The 15,259-nt window shown below is 48.4% G+C and carries 13 protein-coding genes; 11 read left to right on the top strand and 2 right to left on the bottom strand.

The features are described from left to right. The 5 genes from BKD12_RS07400 (at position 1) to BKD12_RS17395 (ending at position 4,831) form a co-directional block, all read left to right on the top strand. Positions 1 to 429: a C-GCAxxG-C-C family protein gene (locus tag BKD12_RS07400; RefSeq protein WP_070088686.1), complete on the top strand. Its 429-nt coding sequence runs from the start codon at positions 1 to 3 to the stop codon at positions 427 to 429. After that, complete coding sequence (locus BKD12_RS07405) at positions 430 to 1,758, top strand: TIGR04283 family arsenosugar biosynthesis glycosyltransferase (protein WP_070088687.1); 1,329 nt, start codon at positions 430 to 432, stop codon at positions 1,756 to 1,758. Positions 1,759 to 1,782: 24 nt separating this feature from the next. Next, positions 1,783 to 2,787 carry a phosphotransferase family protein gene (locus BKD12_RS07410; RefSeq protein ID WP_070088688.1) on the top strand — a complete coding sequence of 335 codons (1,005 nt, stop codon included), beginning with the start codon at positions 1,783 to 1,785 and terminating at the stop codon, positions 2,785 to 2,787. A gap of 161 nt (positions 2,788 to 2,948) precedes the next feature. Continuing rightward, entirely contained in the window at positions 2,949 to 3,818 is an 870-nt protein-coding gene (locus BKD12_RS07415) for a rhodanese-like domain-containing protein (RefSeq protein ID WP_070088689.1), read from the top strand. A 224-nt stretch (positions 3,819 to 4,042) separates the two neighbouring features. Continuing rightward, positions 4,043 to 4,831 (top strand): GH25 family lysozyme, encoded by a 789-nt coding sequence (locus BKD12_RS17395; protein ID WP_083262885.1) that lies wholly within the window; start codon positions 4,043 to 4,045, stop codon positions 4,829 to 4,831. A gap of 60 nt (positions 4,832 to 4,891) precedes the next feature. Here BKD12_RS17395 and BKD12_RS07425 read toward each other — a convergent pair whose 3' ends face one another. After that, positions 4,892 to 5,890 (bottom strand): LacI family DNA-binding transcriptional regulator, encoded by a 999-nt coding sequence (locus BKD12_RS07425; protein ID WP_070088691.1) that lies wholly within the window; start codon positions 5,888 to 5,890, stop codon positions 4,892 to 4,894. 273 nt (positions 5,891 to 6,163) lie between these two features. On the opposite strand from BKD12_RS07425, the gene BKD12_RS07430 reads away from it, so the two are divergent. The 3 genes from BKD12_RS07430 to BKD12_RS07440 all read left to right on the top strand — a co-directional run bounded on the left by BKD12_RS07430 (position 6,164) and on the right by BKD12_RS07440 (position 11,649). Continuing rightward, positions 6,164 to 8,431 (top strand): glycogen/starch/alpha-glucan phosphorylase, encoded by a 2,268-nt coding sequence (locus tag BKD12_RS07430; protein WP_176730937.1) that lies wholly within the window; start codon positions 6,164 to 6,166, stop codon positions 8,429 to 8,431. 55 nt (positions 8,432 to 8,486) lie between these two features. Beyond that, a complete protein-coding gene (malQ, locus tag BKD12_RS07435) occupies positions 8,487 to 9,953 on the top strand; it encodes a 4-alpha-glucanotransferase (protein WP_070088692.1) in 1,467 nt (488 codons plus the stop codon). Between the two features lie 70 nt (positions 9,954 to 10,023). Beyond that, entirely contained in the window at positions 10,024 to 11,649 is a 1,626-nt protein-coding gene (locus BKD12_RS07440) for a glycoside hydrolase family 13 protein (protein ID WP_070088693.1), read from the top strand. 32 nt (positions 11,650 to 11,681) lie between these two features. Here the strand turns inward: BKD12_RS07440 and BKD12_RS07445 are convergent, their stop codons facing one another. Continuing rightward, positions 11,682 to 12,293, bottom strand: coding sequence for a TetR/AcrR family transcriptional regulator (locus tag BKD12_RS07445; RefSeq protein WP_070088694.1), 612 nt, complete (start codon positions 12,291 to 12,293; stop codon positions 11,682 to 11,684). Positions 12,294 to 12,552: 259 nt separating this feature from the next. On the opposite strand from BKD12_RS07445, the gene BKD12_RS07450 reads away from it, so the two are divergent. The 3 genes from BKD12_RS07450 to BKD12_RS07460 are packed head-to-tail and all read left to right on the top strand — an operon-like array spanning position 12,553 to position 15,257. Next, positions 12,553 to 12,885, top strand: coding sequence for an SCP2 sterol-binding domain-containing protein (locus tag BKD12_RS07450; RefSeq protein ID WP_070088695.1), 333 nt, complete (start codon positions 12,553 to 12,555; stop codon positions 12,883 to 12,885). Between the two features lie 21 nt (positions 12,886 to 12,906). Then, positions 12,907 to 13,854 carry an alpha/beta hydrolase gene (locus tag BKD12_RS07455; RefSeq protein ID WP_083262886.1) on the top strand — a complete coding sequence of 316 codons (948 nt, stop codon included), beginning with the start codon at positions 12,907 to 12,909 and terminating at the stop codon, positions 13,852 to 13,854. Then, on the top strand, positions 13,854 to 15,257 hold the full coding sequence (locus BKD12_RS07460) for a condensation domain-containing protein (protein WP_070088785.1): 1,404 nt from the start codon (positions 13,854 to 13,856) through the stop codon (positions 15,255 to 15,257). Before BKD12_RS07455 ends, BKD12_RS07460 begins: the two co-directional genes overlap by 1 nt. The last annotated feature ends 2 nt before the right edge of the window (positions 15,258 to 15,259 follow it).

Here is a 15,259-nt window from a genome sequence, read left to right on the forward strand (position 1 = left end):
ATGACACAAGAAGAGATTCGCGAATTATTTATACAGGGGATTGATTGTTCTCAGGTTGTGACCGGCCGGTTTGCAGACCGGATGGGAATGGAAGAAGACGACGCAAGGAAGATGTCCTCCTGCTTTGGGGGAGGGATGATGTGTGGAGAGACCTGCGGTGCAGTGACGGGGGCGCTGATGGTCATTGGGATGACTTTCGGGCACAGCCGGAAAGGGGATCAGGAACAAAAGCGGATTATGTCCGAAAAAGTGGCAGAATTTAAACGCCTGTTTCTTGAAAAATATCCATCCTGTATGTGTCGGGAACTCCTGGGGCATGATATTTCAAAGCCGGGAGAGATGGACAAGGTGATGGAAAAAGGACTACTGCTTCAGTTCTGTCCGGAGGTTGTTGATGATACGATCAGGATATTGGAGAAGATCTTATAAATGAAAAAGGCATTGATTATTTTCACCAGAATACCAGAGCCAGGAAAGACAAAAACCCGGATGATGCCCCGCCTTACACCTGCTCAGTGTGCGAAGCTGCATACCTGTTTTCTTAAGGATATTTTCCGGGAATGTAAGAAAATATCAGCGGATATTTTTGTGAGCTATTCTCCGGAGGGGAACCTTTTGCGGCTAAAGCAGATTTTTGGCAGACAGCGGTATATTCCGCAGGATGGAGAAAGTCTGGGAGAAAGGATGTATCATGCCATTTCCCTGGTACTGGGAAATGGCTATGACGCATGTCTTCTGATCGGAACAGACGTGCCGGAGATAAGCTGCGGCTGCCTTAAGAAGGCGTTTGAAGTGCTGGAAAATAAGGATGTAGTTTTTGGAAAGACCACAGACGGAGGATATTATCTGGTAGGAATGAAAAAGCCTTACCGGGCGGCCTTTGCGCTGGATTCGTACGGACATGGGAAGGTGCTGAAAGAAACGATACAGGACCTGCAGCGGGAAAAGATTACTGTGGGTTATACGGAAACCCTGGCAGATATGGATACAGTTTCGGATCTTCAGGGATATCGGGAGCGAATGAGGAAGGACCCTAAGAAGAAACGGAGCAGTACCGGGAAATATCTGGCAAAGATCAGCTGGATTTCTGTTATTGTGCCTGTCTATAATGAGGCGGGGACTATTGACAGTATGGTAAGGCAGCTGGAAACTCTTAGAGGGAAGTGTGAAATCCTGCTGGTAGACGGAGGGAGTACGGACGGTACCCTTGAGAGGATCCCCGCCTGGATCGAGGTGCTGAAGTCGCCAAAAGGACGTGCTTTTCAAATGAATCTGGGAGCGGAAAAGAGTACCGGGGACATATTGTTTTTCCTTCACTGTGACAGTGAGCTTCCGCCGCATCCGCTGGCCCGGATCCGAAAGGTTATGCGGGATCACCGTGCGGGATGTTTCGGGATCGCATTCCACTCATGTCATTTTTTTATGTTTACATGCCGGATAATCTCCAATCACCGGGTAAAAGACCGGAAAGTCATGTTTGGGGATCAGGGGATCTTTATAGACAGAGAGCTGTTTTTTGAAGCCGGGGGATTTCCGGAGATTCCGATTATGGAAGATTATCAGTTTTCACTGACGCTGAAGAAAATGCATGTAAAACTGGGAATGGCAGACCGCAGGATCTATACATCAGACCGGCGGTTCCCGAAAGGAACGGTGCCGAAGCTTAAGTTGATGTGGAAGATGAACCGGCTTAGAAAAATGTACCGGGACGGCGTGCCGGCAGAACGGCTTGCGGAAATGTACAGGGATGTGCGCTGATCCTGGCGGAAAACGGAGGAACGTATGGAACGGACGGAAGGGTTAAAAGAGTATGTAAGATCGGAACGATACCGGGAAGCGCTGGGACTTCCGGAGAAAATAACAGAAACCTATGAACTGCTGGCACAGGGGGAATATAACCGGAATTATGTTTTCTGTCATCCTGCCAGCGGGCAGAAAATGCTGCTCCGGGTTAATTTTGGAAGCCAGATGCACCTGGAGGATCAGATCGGTTATGAATACAGAGCGCTTCAGCTGCTTTCGGATTCGGGGCGCACACCCCGGCCATTTTATGTGGACGGCAGGAAGGATTTCCTTCCTTATGGGGTGATGGTTATGGAATATCTACCCGGTCATGCGATGAATTATGAGACAGAGCTTTTCCGGGGAGCCGGTTGCCTGGCGGATATTCACAGCATAAAACTTCCGGAAGAGCATTCGCTGCTTAGCCCGGAGAATCCACTTCAGGCAATTCTTGAGGAATGTGAAAAGATGTTCAGGGTCTATGTGGAATCTGATCTGGCAGACGAGGAAAAAAAGAGAAAAATCAGAAAGCTTCTGGATCAGGGATGGAAGAAAGTGGATGGATTAGGTGAGATCCCATATTTTTGCTGTATTAATACGGAATTGAATTCTACGAATTTTTTGATCAATAAGGATGGACGGGATTATCTGATTGACTGGGAAAAGCCTTTGTACGGAGATCCGGCTCAGGATCTGGGACATTATCTGGCGCCCACCACGACCTTCTGGAAGACGGATGTGATCCTTGAGAAGGAACAAATGAACAGATTTATTCATGAATATATCCGCAGGGTGGATGGGAGATTTGATGTGACAGGTCTGAAGGAAAGAACTGGGATCTATATTCCTGTAACCTGCCTGAGAGGGATTACATGGTGTGCAATGGCATGGGTGCAGTACCAGAACCCAGATAAGGAGATCTTTAACCTTTCTACATTCCGAAAGCTGGAGGCATATCTGGATGACGGGTTCCTGAAACGGATGGAAGCGTTTATTTCCGGATAGCCGTGATGTAAATGCGTTCAGAAAACGGGGGCAGTAGTTATAGAAAAAGCCAATAAGACAGTTGGCTAAAATCTATAGAAAATTCTGACAATTTAATTGAAATACAGAAGAGACCCCATTTATAATAGCAGTGATACCAAAGTGTAAAGGAGGAAAAAGAAATGAAAAGGAAAATTGCAGCATTACTGATGGCTTCTGCACTGACTGCAGCGCTGATAACCGCCTGCGGATCAGGAGGTGAGGAAACGTCCGGAGAATCTGCTGAAGAGACGACAGCTGAAGAGACGTCAGGTGAAGAAAGCGAAGAGGCTTCAGATGGATATGTGTCCGCCGAGGATGCTGTTGCAGCGGCAAAGGCGGGGGATACACATGTGCTGGATGTCAGAGAATGGGCAAATTATGTAGGCGGCAGAGTGGCAAATTCAGAATGGTGCCCGATCTTCCCGCTGGAGGACGATTCTCTGGCAGAAGCCATGACAGAGTATGCAGATGCAAACTTTGGGGATGATAAAGATATTTATATTATTTGCAACAGTGGAGCAAAAGGAGCAGAAAAGGCAACAGAAGTTCTGACAGAGTCCGGGATTGATCCGTCACGTCTGTTTACAGTAGAGGGGGGAGCAAAAGCTCTTGCGGAAGTAGACGGAGCGCTGACTACCAATCGTACGGAGGAAAATATTGAGTGGCAGTATGTATCCGGTGAAGATGCAGTGGCTGCGGTAGGAGATGACGAGGTTCAGTTCCTGGACGTCAGGGATGATGAGACATATGCGGCAGGCCACCTGGAAGGTTCACTGCAGTGTAATCTGAAGGAGATCGAGGATGCAGAGGCACAGACACAGATGTATGAGTTGGCAACTGGCGAGATGGATCCGGAAAAACCGGTTTATATTCTGTGCTACAGCGGAAATAACTGCGCAAAGACAGCTATTTCAGTTATGAAGGATGCAGGCTTTGATACAGATAATCTGTTTATCATCGAGGATGGCGCGAAGAACGCAGAAGTATCAGCAGCTTTTGTGACAGAATAGTTCTTGAACAGGATGTGATAGCGTAAAATAGTAAGACGGGCTTTTATAGAATGAATATTTTATAAGAGCCTGTTTTTTAAGCTTTTCTGGTCGAAGCAGCTCTGTGCAGAGTCATGCGGAGAGTTATCTTAAGAGCCTGAGAAGAGTAAGGAACATTTCCGGAACTGGTCCCATATGCTGGTATTGAAAGATGAAAAAGCTTTCATGGAAAGGAGCCAAGAGGTATGAGTATGAATGGAATCGATATTTCCAGCTGGCAGAGCGGGATCGACCTTGCGAAGGTGCCCTGCGATTTTGTGATCATAAAGGCAACTGAAGGACTGACTTATGTAAATCCGGACTGCGACCGTGCATATCAGCAGGGCCTGAAACTTGGTAAAAAGCTCGGAGTCTATCATTTTGCCGGAAAGAATGGCGCTTCGCAAGAAGCAGAATACTTTGTCAACAATATCAAAGGATATATCGGAAAGGCGCTTCTCGCACTGGACTGGGAAGGAAGCGGCGTGTCCAGAGGTCCGGCCTGGGCGAAAGAATGGCTGGACCGGGTGCGGCAGCTGACCGGTGTGAAGCCGGTGATCTATATGAATAACGGTACGGTGAATGGCTACGACTGGTCTTCGGTGGCAAACGGCGACTATGGCCTTTGGAATGCGGGCTATTATGCCGGCAGTACGGCAATGGGTTATAATCCGGATGCCCCGATCATTGGCGGGACCGGCGCCTGGAAATTTGCGGCACTGTATCAGTATACAGCCAGCGGCCGGCTCTCAGGCTACAGCGATGATCTGGATTTGAATGTATTTTACGGAGACCGCGCCGCCTGGGATGCGTACGCCGCCGGAAGCCCGGCTGGTTCAGGTAGCGGCGGGACGGTGGTCTATACCGTAAAAAGCGGAGATACCTTAAGTGGAATCGCACTAAAGTACGGCACCACGTATCAGCACCTGGCACAGATCAACGGGATTGCGAATCCGAATCTGATCTATCCGGGGCAGAAGATACGGATCCGGTAACGAAGGGGGACGTACACTTTTTGCAAAAGTGTACGTCCCCCTTCGCTGTTTGGGGTGTCCCTACTCGTAGGAAACCTGATTCGTAGAGTTTCGCACTACCAGCTCTGCGTGCAGCAGCAAGGTCCCGATAGGAATGCCGTTCAGCAGGCTTTCCAGGGCGTAGTAGCCGCTTTTGCCGAGCAGCAGGCGGTTCTGGCGGATTGTGGTCAGCGGCGGAGAGGTGTAGGCGCAGATAGGAAGGTCGTCGAAGCCGACGATGCTGACATCTTCCGGAATCCGGAAGTCCATCTGCTGGCACTGGATCATTGCCGCGTTTGCGATCTGGTCGTGGCTGCAGATGATGGCGGTCACCTGCTGCTCGTACAGAAGGCGGGGCAGATATTTTTCCATGCAGTGGGCGATATAGTGGGAGCTTCCGGTCAGGGACTCGTCAGCAAAAAGCCCCTGACGGCGCATGGACTGGAAGAAGGCTTCCCGCCGCACCTGCATGATATGGGAATCCAGGGCGTGGCTTAAGTAGCCGATCCGGGTATGCCCCAGCCGCTTTAGATGGGACACGGCCAGTTCCATGCCCTCCCGGTTGTCGATCCCTACCGAAGCCATACAGGGATTGGAAGAAACATAGTTATCGTAGAGCACAGCCGGGGTGCGGCTTGTGGGAAAATGTTTCATCCAGGGGTCGGAAAGAGAGAATCCCAGGATAAATGCGCCCAGGTAATCATGCTGCAGCATGAAAGCGTCGTAGGATATGGACGCCTGCAGCGCATCTGTCGCAGGTACGATATCCACGGTATAGCCGGCAGGCTCGGCCATCTGGCGAAAGCCCAGGATCAGTTCGTGGCCGAAATGATGAGGCTCTGTATATTCCATATTTGCGATGAGGACACACAGTTTCCGGAGCCCGCCGGGACGGCGCAGCTTGTGATAGCCCATTTCCACCGCAGTTTCAATGACGGTTTTTTGTAAAGTTTCGCTAATATCGGACGCACCGTTCAATGCTTTGGACACAGTTCCCTTTGAAATGCCCAGCCGGTCTGCGATCTCCTGTATGGTAGCCAACGCTTCATTCCCTCCTTCAAAAAATAATGAAAAACTTTGAATTATAGCCATATTATAGCCTCGGAAGAGAAAGAAAACAAGACCGGGTTAAAGAATAGAGAAAAAAGTAAAAAAGTGATTGACGAATGAATCTCAATCGATTAATATGAAGACATAACGAAACAATACGAAACTTCTAAAAGAAAATTTTCGTATTTAAGCTAGGGAAAAAATGGTATAATAAAAAGGCACCATGGGCAGCAAGGCCATGAAATGGAAAGGAGATCAATCACTATGGAACAGGAACTGAAACAGAAGTTACAGGATTTATTTCAGAAGGATATGGAAAGCGCTTCAGATGCAGAGATCTATACAGCGCTTCTTGCGATCACAAAAGAAAAAATGTCTGCAATCCGGCCAAACACCGGCAAGCGTAAACTATATTATATTTCCGCAGAATTCCTGATCGGAAAGCTTTTATCAAACAACCTGATCAACCTGGGACTGTTTGAGGAGACAAAGGAAGTACTGGCAAAATACGGACATGAACTGACGGCTGTAGAAGAGGCGGAGATGGAGCCTTCTCTTGGGAATGGGGGCCTCGGAAGACTGGCGGCCTGCTTCCTGGATTCTATCGCTACGTTAGGACTGCCGGGAGACGGTGTGGGCCTGAACTACCACGAAGGATTGTTCCTGCAGAAATTCTCGGACCACAAGCAGTGGGAGGACAAGAACCCCTGGCTTTCCAAGGACAGCTGGCTTACCAGAACAGACTGTCATTTCCAGGTACCGTTTAAGGACTTTACCCTGACCTCTACAATGTACGACATTGACGTGCCGGGATATCAGCAGGAAGGAAAGAACAAGCTGCATTTATTCGATCTGGATACGGTAGATGAAAGCATCATCCATGATGGCATCCAGTTTGATAAGCATGACATCCAGAAGAACCTGACGCTCTTCCTTTATCCGGATGACAGCGATGATGCAGGACGTCTTCTCAGGATCTATCAGCAGTACTTTATGGTCAGCAATGCTGCACAGCTGATCTTAAAAGAAGCAGAAGAAAGAGGCGTAAACCTGTATCACCTGCATGAGCACGTGTGCATCCAGATCAACGATACTCATCCGACAATGGTAATTCCTGAGCTGATCAGGATCCTGACGACAGAAAAAGGCTTTAATATGGATACCGCTATCGATGTGGTACGCAAGACCTGCGCTTATACCAACCATACCATCCTGGCGGAAGCGCTGGAAAAATGGCCGGTTCATTATCTGGAGCAGGTTGTGCCGCAGCTGATGCCGATCATCCGGGAGCTGGACGCAAGAGTGCGCCGGGATTTCCATGATGAGAGAGTCTATATCATCGATCAGAACCAGCTGGTACATATGGCTCACATCGACATTCACTATGGCTATGCAGTTAACGGTGTAGCGGCTCTCCATACAGAGATCTTAAAGGAATCAGAGCTTCGCCCGTTCTATGATATTTATCCGGAGAAGTTCAACAACAAGACCAACGGTATCACCTTCAGACGGTGGCTTCTGCACTGTAACCACGAGCTGGCAGAGTATCTGAAGGAGCTGATCGGTACCGGATATATGAAGGATGCGTCTGAGCTTGAGAAACTTCTCCAGTATCAGGACGATGAGAAGGTACTCGCCAGATTAAAAGAGATCAAGAAAGATGCGAAGATAGAACTGAAGAAGTATCTTCAGATGACACAGGGTGTAGAGATTGATGAAAATTCTGTCTTTGATATTCAGATCAAGCGTCTCCATGAGTATAAGAGACAGCAGATGAATGCATTGTATGCGATCTATAAATATAAAGAGATCAAGAAGGGCAACCTGCCGAAACGTCCGATCACGATGATCTTCGGCGCAAAGGCGGCTCCGGCCTATACTATCGCAAAGGACATCATCCACCTGATCCTGTGCCTGCAGGAGCTGGTAAAGAATGATCCGGAAGTAAGCCCGTACTTAAGGATCGTGATGGTGGAAAACTATAACGTAACGAAGGCAGAAAAGCTGATTCCGGCCTGCGATATTTCTGAGCAGATCTCCCTTGCTTCCAAGGAGGCATCCGGTACCGGAAACATGAAGTTCATGCTGAACGGAGCGGTAACTCTGGGAACAGAAGACGGCGCCAATGTAGAAATCCATGAGCTGGTAGGAGACGACAACATTTATGTGTTCGGAGCCAGATCTGAGAAGGTCATCGATCTGTATGCACAGAGCGGATATCATTCCCGCAAGATTTATGAGAGCGATCCCGAGATCGAAGAGCTGGTAGACTTTATCATCAGCAAGGAGATGATCATGATCGGTGATCCGGTGAACCTGGGAAGACTTTATAAGGAACTGGTAAGCAAAGACTGGTTCATGACCCTTCTGGATCTGAAGGATTATATTAAGACCAAGGAACAGATGCTGAACGATTACGAAGATGAAAAGAGCTGGGCAAAGAAGATGATGGTAAATATCGCAAAAGCCGGATACTTCTCTTCTGACCGGACTATTGCCGAGTATGACAAAGACATCTGGCATTTATCTTAAGTAAAAAAGACTCGCGGGAGCGGGTCTTAAAGAATAAAAAGGAGACGAAAAGAAGATGAAAGAAGCAGGAATCCTGATGCCGGTATCTGCTCTCCCGTCCCGCACCGGAGTGGGAGAGCTGGGGGCGGCCGCATACCAGTGGATCGACCTGATGCATGAGGCGGGGATCACCATATGGCAGATACTGCCCCTAAATCCCCTGGGCTATGGCAATTCTCCCTATCAGCCCTACTCTTCCTATGCGGGAGACGAGCTTTATATCAGCCTGGAGCTTCTGGCGGAAGCTGGGCTTTTGAAGGAGCTGCCGGAGCCTTTCCGGACAGAAGAAAAGCGGGTGGACTATGAAGCGGTCCGGGCATTTAAGCAGCCGGTCTTAAGAACTGCCTACCAGAGCTTCAAGGAAAAGAAACAGGATGAGGATCCGGAGTATCAAGCCTTTGCAGCTTTAGACTGGGTCAAGACCTATACGGCCTTCCGTGCTCTGAAAAAGGCGAATGGAGGCGTGTGCTGGAATGAATGGAAGGCAGAGGACCAGAACTTCCCGGAGGGAGAAAGAGAGCTGACCGGAGAAGAGCAGGAAGAAGCCGGGTTCCACACATTCCTTCAGTATATCTTCTATTGCCAGTGGATGAAAGTCAAGATAGCCGCAAATGAAAAAGGCATCCGTATCATGGGGGATGTCCCCTTCTATGTAGGACTGGATTCGGCAGACGTGTGGGGCGGAAAAGATAATTTTCTCCTGGACACCGATGGAAGGCCGATTTTTATCGCAGGAGTACCGCCTGATTATTTCAGTGCTACCGGACAGCGTTGGGGCAATCCGATTTATGACTGGGAGCACATGAAAGAAAGCGGATACCAGTTCTGGATGGACAGGATCGGCTACAGCGGAAAGCTGTTCGATATCGTAAGGATCGATCATTTCCGGGCTTTTGACACATTCTGGAAAATCCCGTCCTCCTGTCCGACTGCTATCGAAGGAGAGTGGATCGAGGCACCTGGATATGAGGTGCTGGATCTTCTGACAGAAAGCTTTCCAAAGATGGAACTGGTAGCGGAAGATCTGGGAGAACTGCGGCCGGAAGTCATGACTCTCAAGAAGCACTATCATCTGAAGGGCATGAAGATACTGGTATTTGCGATTGAGACATGGAGAAAACGGGCTTGTGACGGCATTGCGGATGAAAAAAACATGATCATCTATACCGGAACTCATGATAACGATACACTGATGGAATGGTATCAGAATCTGACAAAAGCGGCAAAACGCAAGGTTCGCCGCTTCTTGAGAACAGAAGGCTTTGGCACGGGTTCCGTTAAGGAAAGGCTGCTTGGATATACCTTTGCAAGCCCGGCCGAATATGCCATCGTACCCCTTCAGGACATCCTGGGGCTTGGAAGAGAGGGGCATATGAATATTCCGGGAACAGTGGGCTCGCCAAACTGGGAATGGCATCTTCCTGATTTCGGAAGAGCGGAGAAGGAAATGAAACATCTGCGGCATCTGTTTCAGCGGAGTTAAGCCGCAGGGAGTATCCGGGGCTTTTGCCCCGGCAATATAAAAGTGCAGGAGAGGAAAAGGAGGAGAAAGCATGGTAAAGACACAGGACAAATGGTGGAAACATGCGGTAGTTTACCAGATTTATCCGAGAAGCTTTCAGGACAGCAACGGAGATGGGATCGGAGATCTGAAAGGAATCATGGAGCGTCTCCCATATCTGGAGAAACTGGGAATTGACGCCATCTGGCTCTCACCGGTATGTCGTTCCCCGCAGGACGATAACGGATATGATATTTCTGATTACCAGGACATTGATCCTATGTTTGGAACATTAGAGGATATGGAGGAGCTGATCCGGAAAGCAAAGGATCACGGGATCCGCATCATCATGGATCTGGTGCTGAACCATACCTCGGATGAGCACAGATGGTTCCTGGAGGCGAAAAAGAGCAAGGATAATCCTTATCATGATTACTATGTCTGGAGAGACGGGACAGAGGACACGCCGCCTAATGAAATGAGAGCCTCCTTTGGCGGTTCGGCCTGGGAGTGGGTGCCGGAGCTTGGACAGTATTATTTCCATCAGTTTTCGGTAAAACAGCCGGATCTGAACTGGGAAAATGAGAAGGTTCGCCGGGAGATCTATGATATGATCCTCTGGTGGATGGACAAAGGTGTGGGCGGATTCCGTCTGGACGTGATCGATCAGATCGCAAAGGAACCGGATCTTGAGATTACGGCGAACGGCCCTATGCTCCATGCATTTATCCGGGAAATGAGCCGCGAGACCTTCCAGAAGGGAGAACTGATCACCGTAGGCGAGGCCTGGGGCGCGGATGTGGAACGGGCAAAGCTTTACAGTAACCCTAACGGAAACGAATTTTCCATGGTATTCCAGTTCGAGCATATCGGTCTGGACCAGCAGGAAGGAAAAGAGAAATGGGATCTGGCTCCGCTGCCGTTTGTGAAGCTGAAAAAGGTACTGGCAAAATGGCAGACCGGCCTGTACGGACGAGGATGGAACAGTCTCTTCTGGGACAACCATGATCTTCCGAGGATCGTGTCAAGATGGGGCAATGACCGGGAATACCGGGTGGAATCAGCAAAAATGCTGGCGGCGCTTCTCCATGGCATGCAGGGAACACCTTACATTTATCAGGGCGAAGAGCTTGGCATGACCAATGTAAAATTTGCGGATATCAGTCATTATAAAGACATTGAGTCTGTAAACATGTATAAAGAACGCATAGAGGCAGGTTATGACAAGGATGATGTCATGAAATCCATATATGCAAGAGGCCGGGATAATGCCAGAACCCCTATGCAGTGGGACGGAACTGCGAACGCGGGATTTACAGCGGGAACGCCATGGATCGAAGTCAATCCCAACTATACAACGATCAATGCCAGGGAAGAGTTAGAGGATCAGGATTCTGTCTTTTATTTCTATCAGAAACTGATTCGTTTAAGAAAAGAATATCCGGTATTTGTAGATGGAAAGTTTGAATTGTTGATGCCGGAAGATGAGAAGATCTTTGCCTACACCAGGACAAACGGGGATAGCCGGATGCTGGTATGTGCAAATTTCTCGGGAGAACAGGCAGAGTGTCCTCTTCTGGCGGAATGGGTGGATGCAGAAGTGCTGATCCATAACTATCCGGGAGAATGGAGTAAAAAGCTAAGGCCCTATGAGGCAGTTATTCTAATCCAGTCATAAATGAAAAGCGTCGGCATGTGCCGGCGCCTTTTCTATACTTTTAAAAAGTTCAGGGAGCCGGAAGGATTGCCGGTTCCTTTTTCAAGAAGGGAAATAAGTCCCTGTATCGTATCTTCAATCTCCTCTCTGGAAGAGGGGAGGAGAGTATTATCTATCTTGACTGTCAGAACGATCAGTACGATTTCGGAGAGAGCGGAAGGGTAGTCAAAGTGAATTTCTCCACGCTCAATGCCCTGACAGATGATTTCTGTCAGATCAGGCTTCAGCTCCGTGATCAGATGATGCAGGTACTTCTGATGGAGAAACGAACGCTCGCGCTCATCCAGAGGGGAAACCTGGCTGTCTTTGGACAGAAAGTCTCTGGAGGAATCCCGGCAAGCCTGAAAGATCTGGGCCATCCGGGTGAAGGGTGAGATGTCCTTTTGCTGTGTAAGCTGGTGAGCGGTCATAAGAGACGGCTGGTAGCTGCGCTCGATCAATGCCTCCAGTATTGCGGATTTGGACGGGAAATAGTAATATATACTGCCTTTCCCGATTCCGGCAGTCTGGGCAATCTCGCTGACGGAGATAGTCTGGATATTTTTCTTTGCCAGAAGTGTCTGGAGAGCGTCCAGTATCTGATTATATTTTGTCTGATTAGCCATGTCTGTTCACGTTCCTTTTTTCAAAATCAATAGAAAAGCAATTCATCTAATGCTATGTGAAAAGGTCTCAGAATTAAGTATCAGTATAGCACGTGGGAAATAAAGAATGCAAGTAGAAAAATGTACCTAAAAAACCCCTTTTTTTTGCCGAAAATTTTGCGTCCAGAAATATTGACCAATAGTCGAAAAGTTGGTAATTTACTTATAAAGAATTATCGACCAATGGTCGAAAAATGTCAAAAAAAATAAGGAGGAAGATATGACATACGCTGAATTTTTTTCGGAAATCAAAGGAAGATTTATGGAAGCAGATGTAAGCGGGATCCGGGAGCATCTGGCTTACCAGTTCAATATTACGGGAGAGGCAGAAGGGATTTTCTATATAGAGGTGAAAGAAGGGAAACTGTATGTAGAACCCTATGAGTATTATGACCGGGATGCAATGTTTATCTGCAGCGCACAGACACTTCGCAAGATTGCAGATGGAGAAATGGATCCGATTCTGGCGGTCACTCTTCGGAAGCTTAGGGTAGAGGGAAATATTGATAAGGCACTAAAGTTGAAGAGTCTGATAGAAAGCCATAAGAAATAAAAGCCGGAAGGAGGCGTGTCTATGCAGAAGTGGTGGAAAGGTCTCCTGTTTATGGCGGGAGCGGCATCGGCGGCGACAGCGGGAGGAACAGCCTATTTTTACCGCCGGGTCATGAAGCGCAACAGGATGAAGGTGGAAGATACCATGAAGATGTCAGGGACGGACTGGAGCAGGTATGCTGATCTTCTGAAGGAGCGGAAAGCCTGGATGATGTCCCAGCCTCATGAGGAGGCAGAGATTATGTCAGAAGACGGACTTAAGCTTCATGGCACATTCTTTCCGGGGACAGGCGGCGCAAAGAAGCTTGCCATCTGCCTGCATGGCTATACCAGCCAGGGAATGAGCGATTATGTGGGATTATCTGACTACTATCTGAAAAGAGGCTATGCAATGCTTCTTCCGGATGCCAGAGCCCACGGAAAGAGCGAAGGCGAGTACGTGGGGTTTGGATGCCTGGACAGGCGTGACCTGATGCGCTGGATCGACTGGGCGGTAAAAAGATGCACGGATGAGGTACAGATCCTTTTGCATGGGACATCGATGGGAGGGGCAACCGTTTTGATGGCATCGGGTCTGGCGTTGCCCGGACAGATAAAGGGTATTATTTCTGACTGTGGATTTACGTCTGCCAAGGAGGTTTTCTCCCATGTGCTCAGATCCTGGTATCATCTGCCTGCATTTCCCATGATCCAGATTGCAGACTGTGTAAATAGAAAGAGAGCCGGATATGGGCTTGACGAGTGTAACGCAAAGCGGGAAGTCAGAAAGGCGAAGATCCCTATCCTTTTGATCCACGGAGAAAAGGATAATTTTGTTCCCTGTTATATGTGCAGGGAAATTTATTCGAACTGCAAATCACCCGCAAAAATGGTGATCATAAAAGATGCGGCTCACGGAGAGAGCTATTACAGAGACATGGAACAATATGAAAAGGCTATGACAGAGTTTATTGGAGGTGTGATCCGATGATGAGGAAAAGAAAAGGCTATCCTGTATACCCGCTGACGGCAGCGCAGAAATTTCACTTTTTCTATTATGATTTCTGTCCTAAGAAGGAGGTACTGAATATCGGAACCAGTCTTACGATTGAGACGGAAATTGACTGGGAGGTTCTGAAACAGTCGATCTATAAGGCGTATGACCGGGCAGAGAGTATGCGTCTTCGGTTTGCAAAAGATAAAGAAGGTACCTGGTACCAATATGTGGTTGCTAAGGAAGAAAGAGATATCGAGTTTGTGGATTTTTCAGACCGGACCATGGAAGAGGCGGAAAGCCAGATGCAGAAGTGGACACAGGTGCCGTTTAAGCGTCAGGATTCTCCAATGAACCGGATTGTTATGATTAAGATGCCGGACGGTTTTAATGGTCTTTATCTTCTGATCGATCATATGACGGCGGACGCCCAGTCGCTGATCTGCTTTTTAAAAGATGTGATCGAATTGTATTGCAGTGCTAAATATGATGGTGTGCCGTATCCGAAGGACATGGCTTCATATATCGAACAGGTAAAAAAGGATCTGGCCTATGAGGCAGGCAGTAAAGCGCAGGCCAGAGACGCAAGATATTTTGAGGATCTGATCGATCATATGCCGGAACCGATCTATAATGGCCTCCGGGGACCGCAGCGCCTGGAGGACGAAAGAAAGAGGACCGGAAACCCGGATGCCAGGGCGGCAGTCAATGTTTCAGACTCCGTAGACTCGGCGCTGGATATCTTCCATCTGGAGGCAGAGCCTACCAGACGGCTGATGGAGTTTTGTGAGACGTATCATGTGTCCTTGGTCTGCCTGCTTTTGATGGGGCTGCGTACATATTTCCAGAAGATGAACGGAAACGATGATGTGTCTATCAATACGGCGATCGCCAGGAGGGCCACTCTGAAAGAAAAGAAATCAGGAGGCACAAGGATCCATTCCTTCCCGTTCCGTACGATCATGGGAGAGGACAAAAAGTTCCTGGACGGGGTTTATGAGATCCGGGATCTGCAGAATGAATATTTCCGTCATGCAAATTATGACCCGGTAGCTTATTTTGCTCATCGAGGGAAGAAATATCCGCAGAAGGACGGAGCAACCTATGAGCCAATGGCATTGACATATCAGCCGCTGACACTTCAGGAGAAGGGGCTGGATAAGCTGGGCGGCATCCGCTATAAAACCCGGTGGTACCCCAACGGGGCTACCACGCAGGCGATGTATCTGACAGTCATGCACCGCCCGGAAGACAATGGACTGGACTTTAATTTTGAACATCAGGTGAAGGCGGTCAGCAGAGAGGATCTGGAATATCTGTATTATTATCTTTGCAGGATCATGTTTAAGGGGACAGAGAATCCGGAACTGACTGTAGGAGAAATTATCAGACTGGTATAAAG

The organism is Merdimonas faecis (assembly GCF_001754075.1).
In the GTDB taxonomy this organism is placed as follows: domain Bacteria; phylum Bacillota; class Clostridia; order Lachnospirales; family Lachnospiraceae; genus Merdimonas; species Merdimonas faecis.

Bases quoted from the DNA above. Each gene is read 5' to 3' on its own strand.
- BKD12_RS07405 (WP_070088687.1), top strand. From the start codon at position 430: ATGAAAAAGGCATTGATTATTTTCACCAGAATACCAGAGCCAGGAAAG.
- BKD12_RS07440 (WP_070088693.1), top strand. From the start codon at position 10,024: ATGGTAAAGACACAGGACAAATGGTGGAAACATGCGGTAGTTTACCAG.
- BKD12_RS07430 (WP_176730937.1), top strand. From the start codon at position 6,164: ATGGAACAGGAACTGAAACAGAAGTTACAGGATTTATTTCAGAAGGAT.
- BKD12_RS07410 (WP_070088688.1), top strand. From the start codon at position 1,783: ATGGAACGGACGGAAGGGTTAAAAGAGTATGTAAGATCGGAACGATAC.
- BKD12_RS07450 (WP_070088695.1), top strand. From the start codon at position 12,553: ATGACATACGCTGAATTTTTTTCGGAAATCAAAGGAAGATTTATGGAA.
- BKD12_RS07455 (WP_083262886.1), top strand. From the start codon at position 12,907: ATGCAGAAGTGGTGGAAAGGTCTCCTGTTTATGGCGGGAGCGGCATCG.
- BKD12_RS07460 (WP_070088785.1), top strand. From the start codon at position 13,854: ATGAGGAAAAGAAAAGGCTATCCTGTATACCCGCTGACGGCAGCGCAG.
- BKD12_RS07415 (WP_070088689.1), top strand. From the start codon at position 2,949: ATGAAAAGGAAAATTGCAGCATTACTGATGGCTTCTGCACTGACTGCA.
- BKD12_RS07445 (WP_070088694.1), bottom strand. From the start codon at position 12,293: ATGGCTAATCAGACAAAATATAATCAGATACTGGACGCTCTCCAGACA.
- BKD12_RS17395 (WP_083262885.1), top strand. From the start codon at position 4,043: ATGAGTATGAATGGAATCGATATTTCCAGCTGGCAGAGCGGGATCGAC.
- BKD12_RS07400 (WP_070088686.1), top strand. From the start codon at position 1: ATGACACAAGAAGAGATTCGCGAATTATTTATACAGGGGATTGATTGT.
- malQ (WP_070088692.1), top strand. From the start codon at position 8,487: ATGAAAGAAGCAGGAATCCTGATGCCGGTATCTGCTCTCCCGTCCCGC.